Origin of the sequence: Saccharothrix syringae, from assembly GCF_009498035.1 — a bacterium.
GTDB classification, from domain to species: Bacteria; Actinomycetota; Actinomycetes; order Mycobacteriales; family Pseudonocardiaceae; genus Actinosynnema; species Actinosynnema syringae.
Genome location: NZ_CP034550.1, coordinates 9,080,996 through 9,102,892, shown reverse-complemented (window position 1 = coordinate 9,102,892; position 21,897 = coordinate 9,080,996). Strand labels below are relative to the sequence as shown.

Annotated in this window: 21 protein-coding genes and 1 pseudogene; 13 read left to right on the top strand and 9 right to left on the bottom strand. The window is 72.3% G+C overall.

Going from position 1 to position 21,897, the window contains the following annotated elements:
- Positions 1–178 precede the first annotated feature (178 nt).
- From EKG83_RS37990 to EKG83_RS37965, 6 genes are all read left to right on the top strand, one after another.
- Entirely contained in the window at positions 179–784 is a 606-nt protein-coding gene (locus tag EKG83_RS37990) for an ANTAR domain-containing response regulator (protein WP_033430589.1), read from the top strand.
- 300 nt (positions 785–1,084) lie between these two features.
- Complete coding sequence (locus EKG83_RS37985) at positions 1,085–2,263, top strand: branched-chain amino acid ABC transporter substrate-binding protein (RefSeq protein WP_228122364.1); 1,179 nt, start codon at positions 1,085–1,087, stop codon at positions 2,261–2,263.
- A 113-nt stretch (positions 2,264–2,376) separates the two neighbouring features.
- Positions 2,377–3,339 carry a branched-chain amino acid ABC transporter permease gene (locus tag EKG83_RS37980; RefSeq protein ID WP_033430587.1) on the top strand — a complete coding sequence of 321 codons (963 nt, stop codon included), beginning with the start codon at positions 2,377–2,379 and terminating at the stop codon, positions 3,337–3,339.
- On the top strand, positions 3,336–4,496 hold the full coding sequence (locus tag EKG83_RS37975) for a branched-chain amino acid ABC transporter permease (protein WP_033430586.1): 1,161 nt from the start codon (positions 3,336–3,338) through the stop codon (positions 4,494–4,496). Before EKG83_RS37980 ends, EKG83_RS37975 begins: the two co-directional genes overlap by 4 nt.
- A gap of 32 nt (positions 4,497–4,528) precedes the next feature.
- Entirely contained in the window at positions 4,529–5,269 is a 741-nt protein-coding gene (locus EKG83_RS37970) for an ABC transporter ATP-binding protein (RefSeq protein ID WP_153279005.1), read from the top strand.
- Entirely contained in the window at positions 5,259–5,963 is a 705-nt protein-coding gene (locus tag EKG83_RS37965) for an ABC transporter ATP-binding protein (protein WP_033430584.1), read from the top strand. The genes EKG83_RS37970 and EKG83_RS37965 overlap by 11 nt, the downstream gene beginning before the upstream one ends.
- 25 nt (positions 5,964–5,988) lie before the next feature.
- Here the strand turns inward: EKG83_RS37965 and EKG83_RS37960 are convergent, their stop codons facing one another.
- Positions 5,989–6,570: a DUF4352 domain-containing protein gene (locus tag EKG83_RS37960; protein WP_194282966.1), complete on the bottom strand. Its 582-nt coding sequence runs from the start codon at positions 6,568–6,570 to the stop codon at positions 5,989–5,991.
- A gap of 234 nt (positions 6,571–6,804) precedes the next feature.
- Entirely contained in the window at positions 6,805–7,239 is a 435-nt protein-coding gene (locus tag EKG83_RS37955; RefSeq protein ID WP_033430583.1) for a hotdog fold thioesterase, read from the bottom strand.
- 40 nt (positions 7,240–7,279) lie between these two features.
- On the opposite strand from EKG83_RS37955, the gene polA reads away from it, so the two are divergent.
- Entirely contained in the window at positions 7,280–9,955 is a 2,676-nt protein-coding gene (polA, locus tag EKG83_RS37950) for a DNA polymerase I (RefSeq protein ID WP_033430582.1), read from the top strand.
- Positions 9,956–10,065: 110 nt separating this feature from the next.
- Here the strand turns inward: polA and EKG83_RS37945 are convergent, their stop codons facing one another.
- A complete protein-coding gene (locus tag EKG83_RS37945) occupies positions 10,066–10,509 on the bottom strand; it encodes a winged helix-turn-helix transcriptional regulator (protein WP_033430581.1) in 444 nt (147 codons plus the stop codon).
- Positions 10,510–10,586: 77 nt separating this feature from the next.
- Here EKG83_RS37945 and EKG83_RS37940 point away from each other — a divergent pair, with 77 nt between their 5' ends.
- Positions 10,587–11,090 carry a GNAT family N-acetyltransferase gene (locus EKG83_RS37940; protein WP_051765523.1) on the top strand — a complete coding sequence of 168 codons (504 nt, stop codon included), beginning with the start codon at positions 10,587–10,589 and terminating at the stop codon, positions 11,088–11,090.
- Positions 11,091–11,104: 14 nt separating this feature from the next.
- A complete protein-coding gene (locus tag EKG83_RS37935; RefSeq protein ID WP_033430727.1) occupies positions 11,105–12,403 on the top strand; it encodes a hypothetical protein in 1,299 nt (432 codons plus the stop codon).
- Here the strand turns inward: EKG83_RS37935 and EKG83_RS37930 are convergent, their stop codons facing one another.
- Positions 12,404–12,997 carry a hypothetical protein gene (locus EKG83_RS37930; RefSeq protein WP_033430580.1) on the bottom strand — a complete coding sequence of 198 codons (594 nt, stop codon included), beginning with the start codon at positions 12,995–12,997 and terminating at the stop codon, positions 12,404–12,406.
- Positions 12,998–13,249: 252 nt separating this feature from the next.
- On the opposite strand from EKG83_RS37930, the gene EKG83_RS37925 reads away from it, so the two are divergent.
- Together EKG83_RS37925 and EKG83_RS37920 are read left to right on the top strand one after the other, a co-directional pair.
- Positions 13,250–13,846 carry a P-loop NTPase family protein gene (locus EKG83_RS37925; RefSeq protein WP_033430579.1) on the top strand — a complete coding sequence of 199 codons (597 nt, stop codon included), beginning with the start codon at positions 13,250–13,252 and terminating at the stop codon, positions 13,844–13,846.
- Complete coding sequence (locus tag EKG83_RS37920) at positions 13,843–14,430, top strand: Rossmann-fold NAD(P)-binding domain-containing protein (RefSeq protein WP_051765521.1); 588 nt, start codon at positions 13,843–13,845, stop codon at positions 14,428–14,430. Before EKG83_RS37925 ends, EKG83_RS37920 begins: the two co-directional genes overlap by 4 nt.
- On the opposite strand, the gene EKG83_RS37915 is transcribed toward EKG83_RS37920, so the two are convergent.
- The 5 genes and pseudogenes from EKG83_RS37915 to EKG83_RS37895 all read right to left on the bottom strand — a co-directional run bounded on the left by EKG83_RS37915 (position 14,427) and on the right by EKG83_RS37895 (position 19,377).
- Positions 14,427–15,020: a TetR/AcrR family transcriptional regulator gene (locus EKG83_RS37915; protein ID WP_033430578.1), complete on the bottom strand. Its 594-nt coding sequence runs from the start codon at positions 15,018–15,020 to the stop codon at positions 14,427–14,429. The genes EKG83_RS37920 and EKG83_RS37915 overlap by 4 nt on opposite strands.
- Positions 15,017–16,912, bottom strand: a complete 1,896-nt coding sequence (locus EKG83_RS37910; protein ID WP_033430577.1) for a YhgE/Pip domain-containing protein — start codon at positions 16,910–16,912, stop codon at positions 15,017–15,019. The genes EKG83_RS37915 and EKG83_RS37910 overlap by 4 nt, the downstream gene beginning before the upstream one ends.
- Entirely contained in the window at positions 16,909–17,532 is a 624-nt protein-coding gene (locus EKG83_RS37905; RefSeq protein WP_033430576.1) for a P-loop NTPase family protein, read from the bottom strand. The genes EKG83_RS37910 and EKG83_RS37905 overlap by 4 nt, the downstream gene beginning before the upstream one ends.
- Before the next feature lie 81 nt (positions 17,533–17,613).
- A pseudogene (locus EKG83_RS37900) lies at positions 17,614–18,536 on the bottom strand (N-acetyltransferase family protein).
- 10 nt (positions 18,537–18,546) lie between these two features.
- On the bottom strand, positions 18,547–19,377 hold the full coding sequence (locus EKG83_RS37895) for a class I SAM-dependent methyltransferase (protein ID WP_084716325.1): 831 nt from the start codon (positions 19,375–19,377) through the stop codon (positions 18,547–18,549).
- 193 nt (positions 19,378–19,570) lie between these two features.
- Here EKG83_RS37895 and rpsA point away from each other — a divergent pair, with 193 nt between their 5' ends.
- Positions 19,571–21,061: a 30S ribosomal protein S1 gene (gene rpsA / locus EKG83_RS37890; RefSeq protein ID WP_033430574.1), complete on the top strand. Its 1,491-nt coding sequence runs from the start codon at positions 19,571–19,573 to the stop codon at positions 21,059–21,061.
- A gap of 226 nt (positions 21,062–21,287) precedes the next feature.
- A complete protein-coding gene (locus EKG83_RS37885) occupies positions 21,288–21,884 on the top strand; it encodes a hypothetical protein (RefSeq protein WP_228122363.1) in 597 nt (198 codons plus the stop codon).
- Positions 21,885–21,897 lie beyond the last annotated feature (13 nt).

Sequence of the window (21,897 nt, the reverse complement as noted above, 5' to 3'; positions counted from 1 at the left end):
CGGCCACCGGGCCCCTCGCGCGGGACGCGTTCAGCCGATCGGCGTGCGGCCGTTCCGACGAAGTGGGGCCCGGTGGCCGTGATCACGGCCCGACACCACCAGCGCGGGCCCGCGCGCCGGTAGACTGCGCTTTCGGCGCACACGCGTCGATCCGCCGCAGAGTGTCAGGAGGACCCCGGTGACCAATCAGGCTGCCGAGGCCCAGCCCGCGGTCACGCCCCGGCGCGTGCTCGTGGCCGAGGACGAAGCCCTCATCCGCCTCGACCTGGTCGAGATGCTCCGCGAGGAGGGGTACGAGGTCGCCGGCCAGGCCGCCGACGGTGACGAGGCGGTCACGCTCGCCACCGAGCTGCGCCCCGACCTGGTGATCATGGACGTGAAGATGCCGAAGGTCGACGGCATCGAGGCCGCCTCGGCGATCGCCGGGCAGCGCATCGCGCCGGTCGTCATCCTGACCGCGTTCAGCCAGCGCGACCTGGTGGAGCGGGCCCGTGACGCCGGTGCCATGGCCTACCTGGTCAAGCCGTTCGCCAAGCGCGACCTGGTGCCCGCGATCGAGCTGGCCATGAGCCGGTTCGCCGAGCTGACCGCCCTGGAGAACGAGGTCGCCGGGCTGACCGAGCGGCTGGAGACCCGCAAGGTGGTCGAGCGCGCCAAGGGCCTGCTGATGACCAAGCAGGGCCTGTCCGAGCCCGAAGCCTTCCGCTGGGTGCAGCGCACCGCCATGGACCGCCGCACCACGATGAAGGCCGTCGCCGAAGCCGTCATCGAAAACTTCGGCTGAAGTTCCGCCCCGGCGGAACTCCGCAGCCCCGGTTACCTGTTCGAGTATCGGACAGCCGATCAGGCCATTAGTTGGTTACTGCGCGCATTGGCCACGTGACCTGCGGCGATTTGAGCTGGATTTAAGATTGTTAACGGTCGGGCATTTCTCGGTGACTACCGTCACGATGTGGACACAGAGCAGTAAGACCACCTGTTCAGCGCAGACAACTGAAGCTACGTTCCTGCCCTAACCCACGCCCTCGTGTGAGGGCTCCGTCCGCCTACCGGTGGACTGGTTGGTGTCATGGGAGGTAATCCGGTGTCAGGAGCACGACTCGGCCGCGTTCTGGCGCTGGCGGCGGCGTCGTCGCTGGTGCTCGCGGCTTGTGCCGGCGGTACGAGTGGCGGCGGCGACGCTGGCGGCGACGTCACCTCGGTCAAGATCGGTTTCATGGGGGACCTGACCGGCGAGAACTCCGCGATCGTGATCCCGCCCCGGAACGGGGCCAAGATGGCGATCGACGAGTACAACGCCAAGAGCCCCAAGGTCAAGATCGAGCTGGTCGAGTACGACAGCCAGGGCAAGCCCGACCAGGCCACCTCGCTGATCACGCAGGCCGTCGCCCAGGACAAGATCGTCGGCCTGATCGGCCCGGCCTTCTCCGGTGAGTCGAAGGCCATCGGCGGCCAGCTGGAGGAGAACAAGATCCCCAGCATCTCGCCGTCCGCGACCAACCCGGGCCTGGCCACCAACGGCTGGACCTACTGGCACCGCGTCGTGGCCAACGACGGCGACCAGGGCCCCGGCATCGCGGAGTTCCTGGTGGCCGCCAAGAGCCCGAAGAAGGCTTTCGTCCTGTCCGACGACCAGGAGTACTCGGTCGGCCTGGCCGACGCGGTCGCCAAGTCCTTCGAGGGCGCGGGCGTGACCGTCGAGCGCGACAAGTTCGCCAAGGGCGCCTCCGACTTCTCCTCGACCGTCACCAAGGTCTCCGCGTCGAACCCCGACGTGATCGTCTTCGGTGGCTACTACGCCGAGGCCGGCCGCCTGCTCAAGCAGCTGCGCGACGGCAACGTGAAGGCCACCTTCGCCTCCGGTGACGGCTCGCTCGACCAGCAGCTCGTCTCCGGCGCCGGTGCCGCGGCCGCCGAGGGCGCCGTCCTCGCGTGCCCGTGCAACATCCCGTCGGCCGACGTGACCGGTGCGCTGAAGACCTTCTCCGACAACTACAAGAAGTCCGCGGGCGCCGACCCGGCGATCTACGCCACCGAGGGCTACGACGCCGCGACCGCCTTCATCAAGGCCGTCGAGGCGGGCAACACCACCTCGGAGAAGATCAACGAGTACCTGAAGACCATCAACTTCGAGGGTGTCTCCAAGCCGATCAAGTTCAAGGCGAACGGCGAGCCGGAGAACAACGACATCTTCGTGTACCAGGTCAAGGGCGGCGTTCTCAAGCTCCTGGGCCCGGCCGAGTCGGCCAAGCTCGAGGGCTGAGCACGAGGCGGAACCAGGTAAGCGACTGAGTGGGGAGCGGGGGCGAAAGGCTCCCGCTCCCCACCACTATGGCGAAGTTCCTCCCCCCGCCCGTCTCGTGAGGCAAACCTGTCATGCTTGATGATTTCTTCAGCCAGTTCCTACCCAGCACGGTGGGCGGACTGGTGTTCGGCTCCATCTACGCGCTCGTCGCCCTCGGCTACACGATGGTCTACGGCGTGCTGCGCCTGATCAACTTCGCGCACTCCGAGATCTTCATGATCGGCACCTTCGCGTCGCTCGTGACGATCACGGCCATCGCGCCCGCGTCACCGCTGAGCGGGCTCGCCCTGGTCGGCGTGATGGTGTTGATCATCGTGATCTCGGCCGCCGCATCCGGTGGTGCCGCGGTGCTGCTGGAGCTGGTGGCCTACCGGCCGCTGCGGCGCAAGGGCGCGACGCGCCTGACCGCCCTGATCTCCGCGATCGGCGCGTCGCTGTTCCTGCAGGAGCTGTTCGCGCTGGTCATCATCCCCTGGTTGACCGGCAAGCCCGGCCGCAACCAGCAGTCCGCACCGCGCATCGTCGACCGCGAGACGGTGTTCACCATCGGCAACGCGGCGGTGCGCACCGACCACATCATCGTCGTGGTCGCCGCGGTGATCATGATGATCGCGCTCGACCGCCTGGTGAACCGCACCAAGATCGGCCGCGGCATCCGGGCCACCGCCCAGGACCCCGAGGCCGCCGTGCTGATGGGCGTCAGCATCGACAACATCGTGCGGGTCACCTTCCTGCTCGGCGGCGCGATGGCCGGCGTGGCCGGTGCCCTCTACCTCATGGAGTTCGAGAACACCGTCTTCAACGTCGGTTTCGTGCTCGGCATCAAGGCGTTCACCGCGGCGGTGCTCGGCGGTATCGGCAACCTGCGCGGCGCGCTGCTCGGCGGCATCGTGCTCGGCCTCATCGAGAACTGGGGCGCGATCTTCGTGGGTTCGGAGTGGAAGGACGTCATCGCGTTCACCGTCCTGGTGATCGTGCTGATGTTCCGGCCCACCGGCATCCTCGGTGAATCCCTGCAGAAGGCCCGCGCATGAAAGGCAACGGAGTGTCCGACAGCTCGAACCCGTTGAGGCGCGTGGGCGCCCTGTTCGACGGTGCCCGCGACTGGTGGGAACACGCCAAGTCCTGGCAGCGGTACCTGGTGTACCTCGGCGCGATCGTGTTCGCGCTGATCCTGCCCGCGCCCTGGATCGGGTCGTTCATGTCGCCGGGCTCGGACTGGACCACGGTCCTGATCTACCCGATCGGCACCTACATCCTGCTGGCCGTCGGCCTGAACGTGGTGGTCGGCCAGGCGGGCCTGCTCGACCTGGGCTTCGTCGCGTTCTTCGCGATCGGCGGCTACTCGGTCGCCTACTACGGCACCCACTTCGGCTGGAACTACTGGGCCACGGTGCTGTTCGGCATCCTGCTGGCGGCGGTCTCCGGCGTCATCCTCGGCGCGCCGACGCTGCGGCTGCGCGGCGACTACCTGGCGATCGTGACGCTGGGCTTCGGTGAGATCGTCCGCGTCACCGCGAACAACACCGACGAGATCGGCGGCGCGCGCGGCATCACCAACATCCCGCACCCGCCGTCCATCCCGGGCGTGGTGGAGTTCCGGCTCCTCCCGGCGCCGTACTACTACCTCATCCTGGTCGCGATCGTGCTGGTCATCGTCTTCTCGGTGCGGCTGCAGAAGAGCCGGGTCGGCCGGGCGTGGGCCGCGATCCGCGAGGACGAGGACGCGGCCGAGCTGATGGGCGTGCCCACGTTCAAGTTCAAGCTGCTCGCCTTCGCCATCGGCGCCATGATCGGCGGCCTCGCGGGCGGCATCTACGCGGGCAAGGCGGTGTTCATCGAGCCGAACACCTTCCCGTTCATCCTCTCCGCGACCATCCTCGCCGCGGTCGTGCTCGGCGGCGCGGGCAACCTGCCCGGCGTCATCCTCGGCGCGTTCGTCATCGCGTGGCTGCCCGAGCGGTTCCGCGAGGCCGAGTGGCTGGAGAACGCCCTGGGCGAGAACCCGGCCGAGTACCGCATCCTGCTGTTCGGCGCCGTGCTGGTGCTGATGATGGCGCTGCGGCCCGAGGGCCTGCTGCCGTCGCGGCGGCGCAAGGCGGAGCTGCACGAGGGCACCGGCGGCATGGGCGCGATGGGCGCCGAGGTCGCGGGTCCGGACACCGAGGTCTCGACGGAGGCGGTCAAGTGAGCACTCCCGTCCTTCAGCTGGCCGACGTGACCATGCGCTTCGGCGGCGTGGTCGCGCTCCGCCAGGCGAACATCTCCATCGCCCAGGGCGAGATCTTCGCCCTGATCGGCCCGAACGGCGCCGGCAAGACCACCGTGTTCAACGTGGTCACCGGCGTGTACGCGCCGACCGAGGGCCAGGTGCTGTTCAACGGGGAGCAGATCGGCGGCGGCAAGCGCTTCAAGATCACCAAGAAGGGCATCGCCCGCACGTTCCAGAACATCCGGCTGTTCCACAACATGTCGGCGCTGGAGAACGTGATGGTGGGCGCGGACGCGCACCACAGGACGGGTGCGATCGGCGCGACGCTCAACCTGCCGTGGCACCGCCACGAGGAGAAGCGCGGACGCGAGCTGGCGCGGGAGCTGCTCGACTTCGTCGGCATCCCCGGGCGCACGCACGAGACCGCGAAGAACCTGCCCTACGGCGACCAGCGCCGGCTGGAGATCGCGCGGGCGCTGGCCACGGACCCGAAGCTGCTGCTGCTCGACGAGCCCGCCGCCGGCATGAACCCGGCGGAGAAGGAGTCGCTGCAGGCGCTGATCCGCAAGATCCGCGACAGCGGTCGGACCGTGCTGCTGATCGAGCACGACATGAGCCTGGTCATGGGCGTCAGCGACCGCGTGGCGGTGCTGGACTTCGGCCAGCTGATCGCAGAAGGGCTGCCGCACGAGGTGCAGAACGACCCGAAGGTCATCGAGGCGTACCTGGGGGTGTCCGAAGATGCTTCTTGAGATCAAGGACATCCACGTCCACTACGGCAAGATCGCCGCCATCAAGGGCATCAGCCTGGAGGTCAGGCAGGGTGAGATCGTCTCGCTCATCGGCGCCAACGGCGCGGGCAAGACGACCACGCTCAAGACGATCTCCGGCCTGCGGCCGCTGACCAGCGGCCAGGTCCTGTTCGACGGCCAGGACATCTCCAGGATGCCGGGCAACAAGCGGGTGGAGATCGGCATCGGGCAGGCGCCGGAGGGCCGGGGCGTGTTCCCCGGCATGACGGTGCAGGAGAACCTGCTCATGGGCGCCTACACCCGCAAGGACGACCTGAGCGCCGACCTGGCCGAGGTCTACGAGCTGTTCCCGCGGCTCGCGGAGCGCAAGACGCAGTTCGGCGGCACCATGTCCGGTGGCGAGCAGCAGATGATCGCCATCGGCCGGGCGCTGATGACCAAGCCGAAGGTGCTCCTGCTCGACGAGCCGTCGATGGGCCTCGCGCCCATGCTCATCGCGCAGATCTTCGAGATCATCAAGGAGATCAACAAGCGCGGCACGACCGTGCTGCTGGTCGAGCAGAACGCGCAGCAGGCGCTGAAGCTCTCCGACCGCGCGTACGTGCTGGAGACCGGCCGGGTCGTCAAGAGCGCCCCCGGCCCGGAGCTGCTGCACGACCCCCAGGTGCGCGCCGCGTACCTCGGCGGTCACTGAGAGCCGGAGGATCCCGCCGGCCCGGCTACGGCTGGGCCAGCGGGATCTCCGTCCCGGTCTCGTCCTTGAGGTCGGTGAGCGTCGGCCCGCCGAACACCCGCAGGGCCTGCGGCTTGGCCTCTTTCGGGATGTCGTAGTACACGTCGTACTCCAGGCGCACGTTCGCGCCCAGGTCGATCACGTCGGGCTGCCGCTTGATGGTCATGGCCTGCGGGTCGGGGGTGTGCTCGGCGCGGCTGTCGTCGATCAGCACGTGCCTGCGGGCCGCGAACGACGCGCTGCTGCGGCCGTTGTTGACCACGCTCATCCGCACCCGCACGAACTGGCCCTTGGCCGGGTACTCGGCGTGGCTGCCGATGAGGGTGTCCACCCCCGTGGTCAGCCCGATCAGGGTGAACGCCGTGTCGCCGTCGGACGTGGTGGGCACGCGCAGCGCCTTCTCGTCCGGCCGCACCGTCTGCACCGGCACCGGGTAGGTCTCCGCACTGCTCCCCGCCGGCGCGGGCCCCGCCGCCACCGGCTCGGTCCCACACCCGGCCACCCCCGCCACCGCCACCACGACCGCCGCCACCACCCGCACGCGCACCCGCGCCTCAGCCACCGTCATCCCCCGAGTCTCCCCCGCCCCCCGCGAGTCCTCCACCCCGACACCGCGAGTCCTCCACCCCGACACCGCGAGTCCTCCGCCCAACCCGCGCGTGTCATGCGCTCAACCCGCGCGTGTCATGCGCTAAAGCCCGGCGTGTCATGCGCTCAGACCCCGCGAGTCGAACCTTCAGACCCGTCGTGTCGAACCTCCGGACCCCGCGAATTCCACATCCGGACCCGCCCGGGCGCACCTTCAGGACTTCGGCACTTCCTTCAGGAAGCACGTCAGGCGCGCCGTGCACACCCTCCGGTCCTGCTCGTCGGTGATCACGATCTCGTACGTGGCGGTGCTGCGCCCCCGGTGGATCGGCGTGCACACCCCGGTGACCAGGCCCTCCTGCACGGCCCGGTGGTGGGTGCACGACAGCTCCAGCCCCACGGCCAGCCGCTCCGGCGCCGCGTGCATGGCCGCCGCCACCGAGCCCAGCGTCTCGGCCAGCACCGCGCTCGCCCCGCCGTGCAGCAGCCCGTACGGTTGCCGGTTGCCCTTGACCGGCATCGTCCCGACCAGCCGGTCGGCATCCCATCGGGTGATCTCGATGCCGAGCTTCGAGCTCAGCTGCTCGTCGACGACACCCTGGTCGGCGCCGGGGATGTCCTCGGGTGCTGGCGTCACGTGCTGCTCCATCCGGTGCGGATCTGTCGGACCCTCACCCTAGACTCGCCCCGTGAGCACTCCTGAAGCCTCCCGCCTGCTGCTGGTCGACGGCCACTCGATGGCCTACCGGGCGTTCTTCGCGCTGCCCAAGGAGAACTTCCAGACCGGGACGGGGCAGACCACCAACGCGGTCTACGGCTTCACCTCGATGCTGATCAACCTGCTGCGCGACGAGCAGCCCACCCACGTCGCGGTGGCCTTCGACGTCTCGCGCAAGACCTTCCGCACCGAGACCTACGCGGAGTACAAGGCCGGTCGCAGCGAGACCCCGGACGAGTTCCGCGGCCAGGTCGACCTCATCAAGGAGGTGCTGGCCGCGCTCAACATCCCGGTGCTGCTCAAGGAGAACTTCGAGGCCGACGACGTCATCGCCACGCTCACCACGCAGGCGACCGACCTCGGCTGGGACGTGCTCATCTGCACCGGCGACCGCGACGCGCTGCAACTGGTCACCGACCGGGTGACGGTGCTGTACCCCGTCAAGGGCGTCTCGGAGATGGCCCGCTACACACCGGAGCTGGTGCTGGAGAAGCAGGGCGTCCCGCCCGAGCTGTACGCCGACTACGCGGCCGTGCGCGGCGACTCCTCGGACAACCTGCCCAACACCCCCGGCGTCGGCCCGAAGACGATCGTCAAGCTGCTCACCCAGTACGGGTCGCTCGACGGGCTGATCGACCACGTGGACGAGGTGTCGGGCAAGGTGGGCGACGCGCTGCGCGCCAACCTGTCCAACATCGTGCTCAACCGCCGGCTCACCGAGCTGGTGCGGGACGTGGAGCTGCCCGCGGGCCCGACCGACCTGGCCACCCGGCCGTGGGACCGCGACGCGGTGCACCGGCTGTTCGACGAGCTGGAGTTCCGCGTGCTGCGGGACCGGCTGTTCGCCACCCTGTCCACCGCCGAGCCGGAGGCCGAGGAGGGCTTCGAGGTGCGCGGCGGCGCGGTGCCCGCGGGCGCGCTCGCGGCCTGGCTGGACGAGCACGCGCGCACCGGCCGGGTCGGCGTCGCGTTCCGCTCCTCGGGCGGCGACCTGGAGGGCCTGGCGCTGGCCGCGACCGACGGCGAGGGCGGGTACGTCGAGGTCGCGGCGCTGGCGGAGGAGGACGAGAACGCGCTGGCCGCGTGGCTGGCCGACGAGTCGGTGGCCAAGGCCGCGCACGACCTGAAGCTGCCGCTGCGCGCGCTGCGGGCCCGCGGCTGGCGGCTGCGCGGCGTCACCAGCGACACCGCGCTGGCCGCGTACCTGGTGCGGCCCGGCCAGCGGTCGTTCAACCTCGACGACCTCGCGCTGCGCTACCTCAAGCGGGAGCTGCGCGCCGAGGAGCCCGACGACGGCCAGCTCTCGCTGCTGGCCGACGAGGAGGAGGAGCGCCAGAAGGTCGCGCAGGCGGCGATCGTGCGCGCCCGCGCGGTGTCCGAGCTGGCCGACGCGCTGGACGAGGAGCTGGTGCGCACCGGCCAGGAGTCGCTGCTCTCGGACCTGGAGCTGCCGCTGACGCACGTGCTCGACGAGGTCGAGGCGGTGGGCATCGCGATCGACGCCGAGCACCTGGCGGCGCTGGAGGCGCACTTCGCGGCGGGCGTGAAGCAGGCCGCCCAGGACGCGTACTCGGTGATCGGCAAGGAGATCAACCTCGGCTCGCCCAAGCAGCTCCAGGTGGTGCTGTTCGACGAGCTGAACATGCCGAAGACCAAGAAGACCAAGACCGGCTACACCACCGACGCGGACGCGCTGCAGAGCCTGTTCGAGTCCACCCAGCACCCGTTCCTCCAGCACCTGCTCGCGCACCGGGACGTGAGCAGGCTCAAGACCACGGTCGACGGGCTGCTCAAGGCGGTGGCCGACGACGGCCGCATCCACACCACGTTCCACCAGACGATCGCGGCCACCGGGCGGCTGTCGTCGACCGACCCGAACCTGCAGAACATCCCGATCCGCACCGACGAGGGCAGGCGCATCCGCCAGGGGTTCGTGGTCGGGCCCGGGTACGCCGAGCTGATGACCGCCGACTACAGCCAGATCGAGATGCGGATCATGGCCCACCTGTCCGAGGACGAGGGCCTGATCGAGGCGTTCCGCAGCGGCGAGGACCTGCACACGTTCGTGGCATCGCGCGCGTTCTCGGTGCCGACGTCGGAGGTGAGCGCCGAGCAGCGCCGCCGGGTGAAGGCCATGTCCTACGGCCTGGCGTACGGGCTGTCCGAGTACGGCCTGGCGCAGCAGCTGCGCATCCCGGCGGCCGAGGCGCGGGAGCAGAAGGAGGCGTACTTCGCCCGGTTCGGCGGGGTGCGCGACTACCTGAACGCGGTCGTGGAGGAGGCCCGGAAGAAGGGCTACACCGAGACCATCCTCGGTCGCCGCCGCTACCTGCCGGACCTCAACAGCGACAACCGCCAGCGGCGGGAGATGGCCGAGCGGATGGCGTTGAACGCGCCGATCCAGGGCAGTGCGGCGGACATCATCAAGGTGGCCATGCTGGGGGTGTTCCGGGCGCTGGAGGAGTCCGGGCTGCGGTCGCGGATGCTGCTCCAGGTGCACGACGAACTGGTGCTGGAGATCGCCGAGGGTGAGCGGGAGGCGGTCGAGGCGCTGGTGCGCGAGCACATGGGCAACGCCTACGAGCTGTCGGTGGCGCTGGAGGTGTCCGTGGGCGTGGGGCGCTCCTGGGACGAGGCGGCGCACTAGGGACGGGGCTGGGCCGGAGAAGTGGCCGGGCGGGTGGTGGCCAAGCGGGTAGTGGCCGTCCGGCCGACAGCCGACAGCCGTCCGGCCGACCACCGTCCGGCCCGCCGTCGCTACCCCCGGGGCGTGACCCGCACGTCCCGGGCACCCAGCTCGGTCCCGCACCCCTCGCACGTCACGTGCACCCCGATCCCCCCACCGCACCCCCGGTGGTGCAGCTCGAACGACGGCCCCTCCGCCGGCGCCATCCACCGGTCCCCCCACCGCCGCAGCGCCATCAGCACGGGGTAGAGGTCCAGCCCCTTCTCGGTCAACCGGTACTCGTACCGCGTCCGCACGTCCTTGTACGCCTCGCGCCGCAGCACGCCGGCCTCCACCAGCGTCCCCAGCCGATCGGTCAGCACGCTCCGGGAGATGTCCAGCGCGGACTGGAAGTCCTCGAACCGGCGCGTCCCCAGGAACGCCTGCCGCAGCAGCAGCAACGTCCACCGCTCACCCAGCAGCGCGGCGGGCAGGGACACGGTGCACAGCTCGTCGACAACCTTCACGTGGGCCACGCCTCCCCACGATACCCCCTTGCGTTCGAAAAACAGATCCAGCTACGGTTCGGATTCCGAACTCAGGGGGATGTCCGATGAAGGTCCGCGAACTGCACCGAACCGAGGCGGGCGCCGCCGTCGACGCCGTCTTCCGCGGCCTCTCGCCGCGCAGCCGCTACCTGCGCTTCCACACCCCGGTGCCCCGCCTGACCACCACCATGCGCGCCCGCCTCACCGACCTCGACGGCCGCCGCCGGGCCGCGGTCGTCGCCGAGTCGCGCCGCGGACCGGTGGGCATCGCCCGGCTGGCCGCCACCGGCGAGGCCACCGCCGAGGTCGCGGTCGCCGTGGTCGACCCGTGGCAGCGCCGGGGCGTCGGCACCGAGCTGGTCAACGCCCTCGGCGAGCTGGCGGGCGGGCTGCGCTACGCCGAGCTGCACGGCGACGTGCTGGGCGAGAACGAGGGGGTGCTGCGCCTGGTCCGCCGCGCCTTCCCCGGCGCCCGGCTGACCGCGGACGAGGGCGACGTGCTGCGGGTGAGCTTCCCGCTGACCCCCGACATCACCCACGAGGACCTGGTCGCGGACCTGCGGTGGTGAGCACAATCGGCGCCATGCGCCGGGTCCTGGCACTGCTCCTCGTCCTCCTGCTGGTCGCACCGTCCGCCCGGGCGGCGACACCGCCGGACCAGCCGCTGCCCGGCTACACCGTCGACAACCCGCCGCTGGCGCCCGAGCTGGTCGGCGGCCGGCCGTCGCGGGTGCTCCAGGGCGTGCACCGCCACGCCGCGTTCACCGTCGAGGTGCCGCCGGACTGGAACGGCCGGCTGGTGGTGTGGGCCCACGGCCACCGGGGCGCGAGCACCGTGCTCACCGTCGACCCGCCCGGCTACGGCCTGCGCCGCAGGCTGCTCGACCAGGGCTTCGCCTGGGCCGCCTCCAGCTACTACGCCAACGGCTACGACGTCGAGGCGGGCGTGCGCGGCTCGCACGACCTGGCCACCCGCTTCGCGCAGGTCGTCGGCAGACCCCGGGACACCTTCATCGCGGGCGTGTCCATGGGCGGCCACGTCATCGGCCGCTCCCTGGAGCAGTACCCGGGCTTCTACCGGGGCGCGCTGCCGATGTGCGGCGTGCTGGGCGACCAGGAGCTGTTCGACTTCTTCCTCGACTACCAGCTCACCGCGCAGGCGCTGGCGGGCGTCCGCGCCTGGCCCGCGCCGGACGACTACGTGACCGCGGTCGTCCCGCGCATCCGGGCCGCGCTCGGCCTCACCGGCACGCCGAACGAGCGGGGCAGGCAGTTCGCCGCCGTCGTGACCAACCGGTCCGGCGGCCCGCGGCCCGGCGCGGAGCAGGCGTTCGCGCGCTGGCAGGACTTCCTGTTCGGCCTGGCCGCCCCCGCCGAGGGCGACGGCCTCGCGGCCAACCCCGGCCGGGTCGGCACCAACGTCGCGACCCGCTACGCGCCCTCCGCGCCGGTCGACCTGAACCGCGAGGTCCAGCGCGTGCTGCCGGAGGACTTGCGGACGCGGCTGACGCCGGGGCTCACCGAGGTGCCGCGCATCGCGGGCCGCCCGACCGCGCCGGTGCTCTCGCTGCACGACCTCGGCGACCTGTTCGTGCCGTTCTCCATGGAGCAGGTCTACGCGCGCGACGTCGGGCGCAACGGCCGCTCGCACCTGCTCGTGCAGCGGGCGATCCGGGCGCTCGGCCACTGCGAGTTCAGCCCGGCCGAGGTCGGCGCCGCCTGGGACGACCTGGTGGCCTGGGTCGACACCGGCCGCAGGCCCGCCGGCGACGTGGTGGGCGACCCGGCCGCGGTGGCCGACCCGCGCTACGGCTGCCGGTTCAGCGACCCCGCCGCGACCGGTGAACCGAACAGCTCCCGCCGCCTCTTCCCGCCCTGCTGATCAGCAGGAGGTGAACATCCGCGCGGCGGCCTCCTCGCCCTTGGCCTGGTCGTCGGCGACCAGCGCCTCGCGGAAGGCCCGCGCGGCGTCGCGGCACGCGGCCATGTGCTCGCCCTCGTCCTCGGCCCGCTCGCGCGCCGCCTCGGCGGCCTCCTGGGCGTCCTTCGCCCTGGTCGCGTCCTCCCGCGCCTCTTCGAGCCGCGCGGCGGACTCGGTCAGCTCCCTGCCCTTGTCCGAGAGTTGGCTCGTCAGCGAGTCGTTGCGGTCGACCTCGTTGACGTAGAGCACGCCGAGGGCGCCCGAGACCGCCAGGAACAGCACGGCGAGCACCGACACCACGACCAGGCCGGTCCTCTTGCGCGGCGGCGCGGCCCCGGCGGGCGGGAACGCGGGCTGCGGGCCGCCCGGGAAGGCGGGCTGCCCGGTGGCCGGCGTGGCGAGGCCGTACGGCTCCAGCACCGGCACCGGTTCCGGCCGCGCGACCGGGACCGACTGCGCCGCCGGCACCGGCTCGACCACCGGCACCGACTCGGTTACCGGGACCGGCTGGGCCACCGGGTCGACCGGCCGCGGGTCGGCGTTCGGGTAGGTCATGTTCTCCCCCTGAATCGAGTCCGGCACAGTATGGGGTCGGCAACACGGCTCGCGAAAACGAATTCGCGAAACGGTTGCCCTTTCCGCGCGCGTTACGTGAAAAGGGCCTTGAAACCGATTCCCCGGGCCCCCGCCACCGCGCTGTCCACTCAGGACCGGTACCGCCAGCCGGGCGGTGCACCCGTTGCCCCGTCCGGGGTCCGTTCGGGTGGATCTTGTTCCACCGCGCCGGGGCGCAGGTAACCTGACCCGGTGCCGCTCCTGGGGCCCTCGGACGACTTGCCGCACCCGCCGCGGCGGGTGCTCGTCACCGGCACGTCCGGGTCCGGGAAAACGACCCTGGCTCGTTTTGTCGCGGACGCGCTCGGCCTGCCGCGGGTGGAGCTCGACTCGCTCTTCCACGGTCCACAGTGGACGCCCAGGCCGGAGTTCGAGGCCGACGTGCGGCGGTTCGCCCGCGGGGCGGCCTGGGTGGCGGAGTGGCAGTACAGCTCGGTGCGCCCGCTGCTGCTGGAGCGCGCCGACACCCTGGTCTGGCTGGACCACCCGCGGCACCTGGTGATGCGCCGGGTCGTGGTCCGCACGGCGGTGCGCCGGTTCCGCCGCCAGGTGCTGTGGAACGGCAACGTGGAACCGCCCCTGCGCACGGTGCTCACCGACCCGGAGCACCTGCTGCGGTGGGCGTGGCGGTCGCACCGCCGCACCGGTGAACGGGTCCGCGGTGTCCTGGCGGGCGAGCACGCAGATCGACTCGCGGTGGTGCGGCTGCGGGGGCAGCGTGAGGTCGAGAGGTGGCGGTCCGGCCCGTTGCGCCGGGCCGCGGAGCGGGGCGAGGAGTCGGTGCGATGAGCGAGCGGACGGCCTTGGTGCTGGGCGGCACCGGGATGTTGAAGGGCTGCGCGGAGGAGCTGCTGGAGCAGGGGTGGCTGGTGCTGCTGCCCAGCCGCAGGCCCGACGCGTCCCTGGGCCAGGTGGCGCGGGCGGCGGTGCGGGGGCGCGGTCACGTGCCGCAGCAGACCCGGCACCGGCCGCTGACGGTGGCGGCGGACTGGGCGCGGCCGGCCGAGCTGGCCGAGCGGGTGCGGGTGGTCCTGGACCGGCCGGCGGACCTGCTGGTGGCGTGGGTGCACCAGAGCTACCGGGACGCGGTGCTGCGCGCGGTGGCGCCGCTGCTGGCGCCGCAGGCCCCGGTGGTGGAGGTGCACGACTCCGGCGCGGTCGACCCGGTGCGGGGCGTGCCGGACCCGGCGCTGCCCGGGCACCCGACGCAGCAGGTGGTGCTGGGCTTCGTCCGGCACGGCGGCGGCACCCGCTGGCTCAGCCACGAGGAGGCGTCGGCGGGCGTGCTGAAGGCCGTGCACCGCGCGCTGGAGGGCCGGGCGCCGTCGGTGCACCAGGTCGGCGAGATCGACACCTGGGCGACCCGCCACTAGCCCGGGCGCAGCCCCCGGACCAGCAGCAGCACGGACTCGCGCACCTCGGCCAGGCTGCGCTCGGGCTGGAACACCTGCCAGTCCAGCGCGATCACCAGCAGGGTGCCGAACAGCGCGGCGGACGCCGTGCCGACCTCCACGCCCCCGGGCAGCCGGCCCTCGTCGGCCAGCCGCTGCACCTGGCCGCGGATGATCGACACGATGTCGTCGCGCAGCAGGCTCAGCGTGCCGTGCCACTGCCCGGGGGTGCGCCACAGCTCGGAGACCAGCAGCTGGCCGAAGGCGGGGTACTCGGCGAAGAAGCCGAGCATCCCGTCGACCAGCGACGCGGTCGCCGCCTCGGTGCCGCTGTCCTGCTCGGCGACCCGCAGCCGGCCGGCCAGCAGCTCGACGCCGTGCCGCAGCAGGGCGTCGACCAGCGCGTCCTTGCTGGCGAAGTTGTAGTAGACGGTGCCCTTGGCGACGCCGGCCTCGGCCGCGATCTCCTCGACCGTCACGCTCGCCGCGCCCCGCTCGCCGACCAGCCTCAACGCGGCGTCGAACAGCTTCTGCTTGGTGACGGCCGTGCGGCCGGGGCGCGCGCCGGTCACAGCACCAGCTCTGGTCGGAGGCGAGACGGGGTCCACACCCGCTGCTTATAGGCGGCCAGCGTCGACAAGGCAAGGCCCCCGAGCAGGTAGGCGACCAGGACCAGGGCGTCCTCGCCGACGCCGGAGGCGGTGCCGCCGTACATCAGGTGCCGCAGCCCGTCGACCGCGTAGCCCATGGGCAGGCCGTAGTGCAGCGGGTACAGCGGCACCGGGATGGTCTGCCACGGGAACGTGCCGCCCGCGCTGACGAGCTGGAGGATCAGCAGCACCAGGCCGACGAACTTGCCGACCGCGCCGAGCAGGGCGTTGAGCGCGTGCAGCACGGCCACGAAGGTGGCCGACACCAGCAGCAGGAACGCCAGGGTGGCGACCGGGTGCACGGGCCGGATGTCCACCACGAGCGTGACCGCGGCGAACATCACCACGACCTGCGCCGCGCCCAGCAGCACGCCGGGCAGCCAGCCGCCCAGCGCCACCCGCAGCGGGGCGCGCCCGGCGGCCAGGCCGCGCCGGGACAGCGGTCGGAGCAGCAGGAACAGCACGAACGCGCCGATCCAGGTGGCCAGGCCGAGGAAGAACGGCGCCAGGCCCGCGCCGTAGCTGCCCGCGGAGGTCTGGCTGATCCCGCGCACGGTGACCGGGTCGCCGATGGTGCCGGCGGTCGACTCGCGGGTCGGGTCGTCCGGTGCGGGGATCTCGGAGACGCCCGCGCTGAGGCCGTCGCGGAGCCGGTTCGCGCCGTCGACGAGCTGCTGCTCGCCGTCGCGGAGCCGGGCGGCGCCGTCGCGGACCTGCGCGGTGCCGGAGGCGACCTGGTTCGCGCCGTCGGTGAGCCTGGTGACGGCGTCGGTGAGCGCGGGCGTGCTCGCGGCGAGCTGCGCGGCGCCGTCGGCGACCTGGTCGGCGCCGGTGGCCAGCGCGCGGAGCTGCCCGGCCGCGCCCTGGACCTTGCCGTTGGCGTCGTCGACAGGCCGGCGGACCTCGCCGAGGGTGCCGAGCACGTGCTGCACCTGCTCCTCGGTGAACCCGAGGGCGCGCAGGCGGGTGGCCACGTCGCCGTTGACCGCGTCGAGCCGGTTGACCAGCTCCTGGGCCCGGGCGGCGTAGTCCTCGGCGGTCCTGGCGGCGGTCTCGTTGCCGTCCGCGACCCGTCGGGCGCCGTCGGCCAGCTGCCGGGACTTCACCGGCAGGTCGCCGGTGGAGTCGCGCAGCCGGGTGAGCCCGGAGGCCACCTGGGCGGCGCCGTCGGCCAGGGCGGGGGTGCTGCCGGCGAGCTGCGCGGCGCCGTCGTACGCCTCCTGCTGGCCGCTGGCGAGCTGCGCGGCCCCGTCGGCCGCCTCGGCGGTCTTCTGCCGGACCGTGGCGAAGCCGAGCAGGAACCGGTCGGCGGCCTCGGTGCCGACCTTCACCGACACCGACCGGCGCACCTCGGCGACGACCTGGTTGGCGATGGTGGAGCCGAGGTAGTTGTTCGCGTCGTTGGTGGTCAGCACGATCACGCCCTGGCGCGGGGTGAAGTCGCCGGAGGAGAGCAGGGCGCGGGAGAAGTCGGCGGGCAGGGTCAGCGCGAAGGTGAACGTGCCGTCGCGCACGCCCGCCTCGGCCTGCTCGGCGTCCACCCGGCGCCAGTCGAACTTGCCGCCGTCGACCAGCTCCTGGGCCACTTCCCGCCCGGCGTCCAGGTGCGTGCCGTCACCCGCGGTCGCGCCCTCGTCCTCCACGACCAGGGCCGCCGGTACCTGGTGCAGGTGGGCGTAGGGGTCCTTGTTGGCGTACAGGTACAGCGCCGCGTACAGCAGCGGGACCAGCGTCAACGCCAGCACCGCGAGCTTGGGCAGCTTGCCGGAGGTGATCCGGCGCAGTTCGTTGAACGCCATCCGCAGCGCGCTCACCGGGCCTCCTCGGTCACGTTGTCCGCGCCGATCCGCGCGGCGGGCACGTCCAGCAGGGCCGCCGAGGCGGTGGTGCACAGCACGACCACCGACAGCTCGGGGGTGACCCGCGCGCGGGCCAGGTCCAGCCAGCCGGCCGGGTCGCCGTGGTAGCGGTCCGGCGAGTCGAGCACGAGCACCCGCGCGTCCGGCCGCCCGGCCGCCAGCTCCAGCAGCAGCGAGCACCTGACCTGGGCGGGCACCCGTTCGAAGCGGGTGCCGAGGTGGCGGTCCGCGCCGCGCTCGACCAGCCAGTCGGCCACCGCCTTGCGGCCGCTGGGGGCGCCGTTGAGGGCCAGCTCCTCGCCGACCACGGCCGCCAGCGGCAGTGCCGGCTCGGGCTCGTCGACGCCGGGGGAGTCCACCGGGACGACGCGCCGGCGCAGCTCGGCCGCGGTGGGGGAGACCTCACCCGTGCCCGGCCGCATCCGCCCGGACAGCACCAGGGCCAGCGCGGTGTGCCCGGCGCCCGGGTCGCCCGCCACGAGCACCAGCTCACCGGGCGGGACCAGCAGCGACGTGGGTTCGAGCAGCGGACCGTGCGGGCCGGTGACCCCGACGCGCCTGGCGTGGACCTCCACCTCGCGACCTCCTTTTGAACTGACCGGTCAGTTCAAATAGTTGCGCGGACTTCGGCCACCCGCAACCCGAGGGGGTGTGACCTAGCGCAAGGCGCCCGCCGGGCGCACCTCCCACATGGTCCAGAGCGGGCGGTAGCCCTGCCGGGGCCAGAACACCGAGGACAGCGGGTTCGGCGGGTTGTAGTAGAGGTAGGTGCCGACCGTGCCCAGCCGGGCCAGCTCGCGGTGCGCGAACGCCATCAGCTGCCGCCCCACGCCGGTGCCCCGCGCGCCCGGCAGCACCGACACGCAGTTGACGTACCCCCAGCGGCCCGGCGGCAGGCGCGTCCCGGTCCAGTTGCCCGGCTCCGCGGTCACCACCGCGCACTCGGCCAGGCCCACCGCCACGCCGTCCCGCTCGGCCAGCCACGTCGGGCCGCCCGCGGCCAGCCGCTCGGCCAGCGACCGCCGCTGAGCTGCACCGCGTCCGGCCGCCGCACCGTGGAACCGACCATCGACGAGTAGTGCAGCTCGGCCAGCGCCAGGTCCAGCACGGCCTCCAGGTCCGCGGGCGTGGCCCGGCGGATCGTCGCGCCGCCCGGCACCGGCGGGTTCGGCGCCTGCCGCACCGCGATCACGGTCAGCGGCACGAGGCCGTGGTCCAGCAGCGCCCTGGTCGCCTCGGCGTCCCGGCTCGGCCAGGTCAGCACGCACGCCGAGTCCCGCTCGGCCGGCCGCACCAGGTCCAGCCGCTTGCGCCAGGCCCGCAGCAGCGCGTCCATGCCCGCCGCGCCCGCGCCGCCCAGCAGCGGCGACAGCTCCCACACCTCGGTGGCCGACCACAGCCGGGCGGGGGAGCGGCGGTCGTGCACCTGGTGCCCGAGCACGCCCGCGACCCGCGTGCCGTCCGGCAGCGCCGCGGTGACCACGTCGCCGTCGCCGGGCGCGGTCACCGCGGGCAGCAGCGGGTCGATGCTCGCGAAGCGCGCTCCCTGCGCCTCCACCAGCCCCCGCCCGACGGTCATGCCAGGCAGGCTACGGCTTGCGGGTGCGGAAGATCGCGGTGCCCGGGAACAGCCGCCCGCGCAGCGGGCTCCACTGCCCCCACTGCCGGGTGTGCCCGGCGGGCCACTCGGGCTCCACCAGGTCCACCAGCTCCAGGCCCGCGCCGCCGAGGGCCCGCACGTAGTCGCCCAGGGTCCGGTGGTGCTCCACGTAGGTCGCCCGGCCCTCGTCGTCGACCTCCACGTACGGGGTCCGGTCGAAGTACGACTGCGTCACGGTGAGCCCGCCCGGCCCCGGGTCGTCCGGGAAGATCCACCGGATCGGGTGAGTCACGGAGAACACCCACGGCGCGCCCGGCCGCAGCACCCGGGCCACCTCCCGGAACACCTCGCCCACGTCCGCCACGAACGGCACCCCGCCGAACGCCGAGCACGCGGCGTCGAAGGACCCGGCCCGGAACGGCAGCTGGTCGGCGCTGGCCTGCACCAGCGGCACGGCCAGGCCGGTGGCCTCGTTGCCCGCGCGGGCGTGCCGCAGCATCCCCGCCGACAGGTCCAGCGCCACCGCGTGCGCGCCCTGCCCGGCCAGCCAGCGCGCGCACGGCGCCGAGCCGCAGCCCACCTCCAGCACCCGGCGCCCCCGCACGTCGCCCAGGTAGCGCGCGTCGGCCTCGCGCACCCCCTCCGGGCACCACACGAAGTCGGCCCGGCCCAGGAAGTCGCCGTGCTCGGCGTGGTAGTCGTCGGCGTCGGCGTCCCACCACGCGCGGTTGGCGGCGCGGGACTCGTCCGCGTCCGCGGCCCGCTTGGCGATGCCGGTGGTGCCGAGCGCCAGTTCGGCGCTCGCGTGCTGGTCGGACACACTGCTCCATTCCAGGGGACCGGTTTGCCCGGCCTGCGCCGAGCCGCGTACGATATCGCCTGCGTAGTGGGTTCGCGCTGCTCATGATCGGTGATCACCTGGTGAGTCGGTCTTCGCGGTCGGGGCGTGCCCGCCGCACCAGCGTCAAACCCGCAGGCCAACTAACCCAATCCGTACCGGAGCCACCTACCTGATGTCCACCGACACCACCACTGTCCCGGCTGCCACCGCGCCGAAGCAGCAGATCGCTATCAACGATATCGGGACGGAGGAGGACTTCCTCGCCGCCATCGACAAGACCATCAAGTACTTCAACGATGGCGATATCGTCGAGGGCACCATCGTCAAGGTCGACCGGGACGAGGTCCTGCTCGACATCGGCTACAAGACCGAGGGCGTCATCCCCTCGCGCGAGTTGTCGATCAAGCACGACGTCGACCCCAACGAGGTTGTGAAGGTCGGTGACGAGGTCGAGGCCCTCGTCCTCCAGAAGGAGGACAAGGAAGGTCGGCTGATCCTCTCCAAGAAGCGCGCCCAGTACGAGCGCGCCTGGGGCACCATCGAGGCCCTCAAGGAGAAGGACGAGCCGGTCCGCGGCACGGTCATCGAGGTCGTCAAGGGCGGCCTGATCCTGGACATCGGCCTGCGCGGCTTCCTCCCCGCCTCGCTGGTGGAGATGCGGCGCGTGCGCGACCTGCAGCCCTACGTGGGCCGCGAACTCGAAGCCAAGATCATCGAGCTGGACAAGAACCGCAACAACGTGGTCCTGTCCCGCCGGGCGTGGCTGGAGCAGACGCAGTCCGAGGTCCGCAGCGAGTTCCTCAACCAGCTGCAGAAGGGCCAGGTCCGCAAGGGCGTCGTGTCCTCGATCGTCAACTTCGGCGCGTTCGTCGACCTGGGCGGCGTGGACGGCCTGGTGCACGTCTCCGAGCTGTCCTGGAAGCACATCGACCACCCGTCCGAGGTCGTCGAGGTCGGCCAGGAGGTCACGGTCGAGGTCCTGGACGTCGACATGGAGCGCGAGCGCGTGTCGCTGTCGCTCAAGGCGACGCAGGAAGACCCGTGGCGCCAGTTCGCCCGCACCCACGCGATCGGCCAGATCGTGCCGGGCAAGGTCACCAAGCTGGTTCCGTTCGGCGCGTTCGTCCGGGTCGACGAGGGCATCGAGGGCCTGGTCCACATCTCCGAGCTGGCCGAGCGCCACGTGGAGATCCCGGAGCAGGTCGTGCAGGTCGGCGACGACGTCATGGTCAAGGTCATCGACATCGACCTGGACCGCCGCCGGATCTCGCTCTCGCTCAAGCAGGCCAACGAGGGCTTCACGCCGGACTCGGAGTTCGACCCGACCCAGTACGGCATGGCCGCCGAGTACGACGACCAGGGCAACTACATCTACCCCGAGGGCTTCGACCCGGAGACCCAGGAGTGGCAGGAGGGCTTCGACAAGCAGCGCGAGGAGTGGGAGCGGCAGTACGCCGAGGCCCACACGCGCTACGAGGCCCACATGAAGCAGGTCGCCAAGGCCGCGGCCGCCGAGGAGGAGGCCGCCGGCGAGACCAACTACTCGTCCGGTGGCGAGGCCCCGGCCGCCGCTTCCTCGGGCGCCCCGGCCCAGGCCGGCGGCACCCTGGCCAGCGACGAGCAGCTGGCGGCCCTGCGGGAGAAGCTGTCGGGCGGCGCCTGACCCCTCCGGCTCGGTCGAGCTGAACCGCGGTCGCCCCTCGCCCACCTCGGGCGGGGGGCGACCGCCGTTTCCCGGGGCTGTCGTCGCCGGGCCCGCGGTCTGCCGCGTCCGGCGCGCCGTCGCCGGGACCCGCCGCGGGCGTTGTCCGGCAGGCGGGTGACGACGGGTGATCACCCCGTGCGGGCACCGGCCGTTGCGCTAAATTGATCCCCCTATGGGTGCTCGGATGGTGGTGCTCGCGCTGCTGGCGGTCGTGTGCTCGGCGTGCTCGTCGGAGCCGCCCCCGCCCCCGGTGGCGCCGGCGATCCCGACGATCCTCCCGGCCACCACGGTCACCCGCGCACCGCAGATGGTCGACCGGGACCTGCCCGACGACTGCGAGCTGATCGTCCCGGTGGACGTGCTGCACGCGCGCCTGGGCCGGGAGCTGCCCGGTGAGCTCAAGCAGGTCATCGGCATCCCGGAGCCGTCGATCGGCCGCACCGCCAAGATCGACTGCTACTACGGCGTCGAGCGCCAGGTGCTGCTCACCGCGCCGGTGGTGGTCGGCCTGGCCAAGTACACCGACGAGGCCACCGCCGCGAACCGGGTCGCCGAGAGCGTCGACGCCGAGCGCCGCGAGGGGGCCTCGGTCAGCCAGGTCGACGTGGGCAGGCAGAAGGCGTCCCTGGTGGTCACCAAGGACGAGCGGCTGCTCGTCGGCTCCCTCGGCAAGACCACGTTCGTGTCACGCGCCAAGGCCGGGGTCGCGCCGGACGAGGCGGTGGGCGCCTTCCTGGCGGCGGTGGCGCAGCAGTCCATGACGCCGGTCGAGGACGCCTGACCGGTACCGCGCC

Bases quoted from the DNA above. Each gene is read 5' to 3' on its own strand.
- EKG83_RS37980 (WP_033430587.1), top strand. From the start codon at position 2,377: ATGCTTGATGATTTCTTCAGCCAGTTCCTACCCAGCACGGTGGGCGGA.
- EKG83_RS37975 (WP_033430586.1), top strand. From the start codon at position 3,336: ATGAAAGGCAACGGAGTGTCCGACAGCTCGAACCCGTTGAGGCGCGTG.
- EKG83_RS37970 (WP_153279005.1), top strand. From the start codon at position 4,529: ATGCGCTTCGGCGGCGTGGTCGCGCTCCGCCAGGCGAACATCTCCATC.
- EKG83_RS37965 (WP_033430584.1), top strand. From the start codon at position 5,259: ATGCTTCTTGAGATCAAGGACATCCACGTCCACTACGGCAAGATCGCC.
- EKG83_RS37960 (WP_194282966.1), bottom strand. From the start codon at position 6,570: ATGACGGTGGCTGAGGCGCGGGTGCGCGTGCGGGTGGTGGCGGCGGTC.
- EKG83_RS37955 (WP_033430583.1), bottom strand. From the start codon at position 7,239: ATGGAGCAGCACGTGACGCCAGCACCCGAGGACATCCCCGGCGCCGAC.
- EKG83_RS37940 (WP_051765523.1), top strand. From the start codon at position 10,587: ATGAAGGTCCGCGAACTGCACCGAACCGAGGCGGGCGCCGCCGTCGAC.
- EKG83_RS37935 (WP_033430727.1), top strand. From the start codon at position 11,105: ATGCGCCGGGTCCTGGCACTGCTCCTCGTCCTCCTGCTGGTCGCACCG.
- EKG83_RS37930 (WP_033430580.1), bottom strand. From the start codon at position 12,997: ATGACCTACCCGAACGCCGACCCGCGGCCGGTCGACCCGGTGGCCCAG.
- EKG83_RS37920 (WP_051765521.1), top strand. From the start codon at position 13,843: ATGAGCGAGCGGACGGCCTTGGTGCTGGGCGGCACCGGGATGTTGAAG.
- rpsA (WP_033430574.1), top strand. From the start codon at position 19,571: ATGTCCACCGACACCACCACTGTCCCGGCTGCCACCGCGCCGAAGCAG.
- EKG83_RS37885 (WP_228122363.1), top strand. From the start codon at position 21,288: ATGGTGGTGCTCGCGCTGCTGGCGGTCGTGTGCTCGGCGTGCTCGTCG.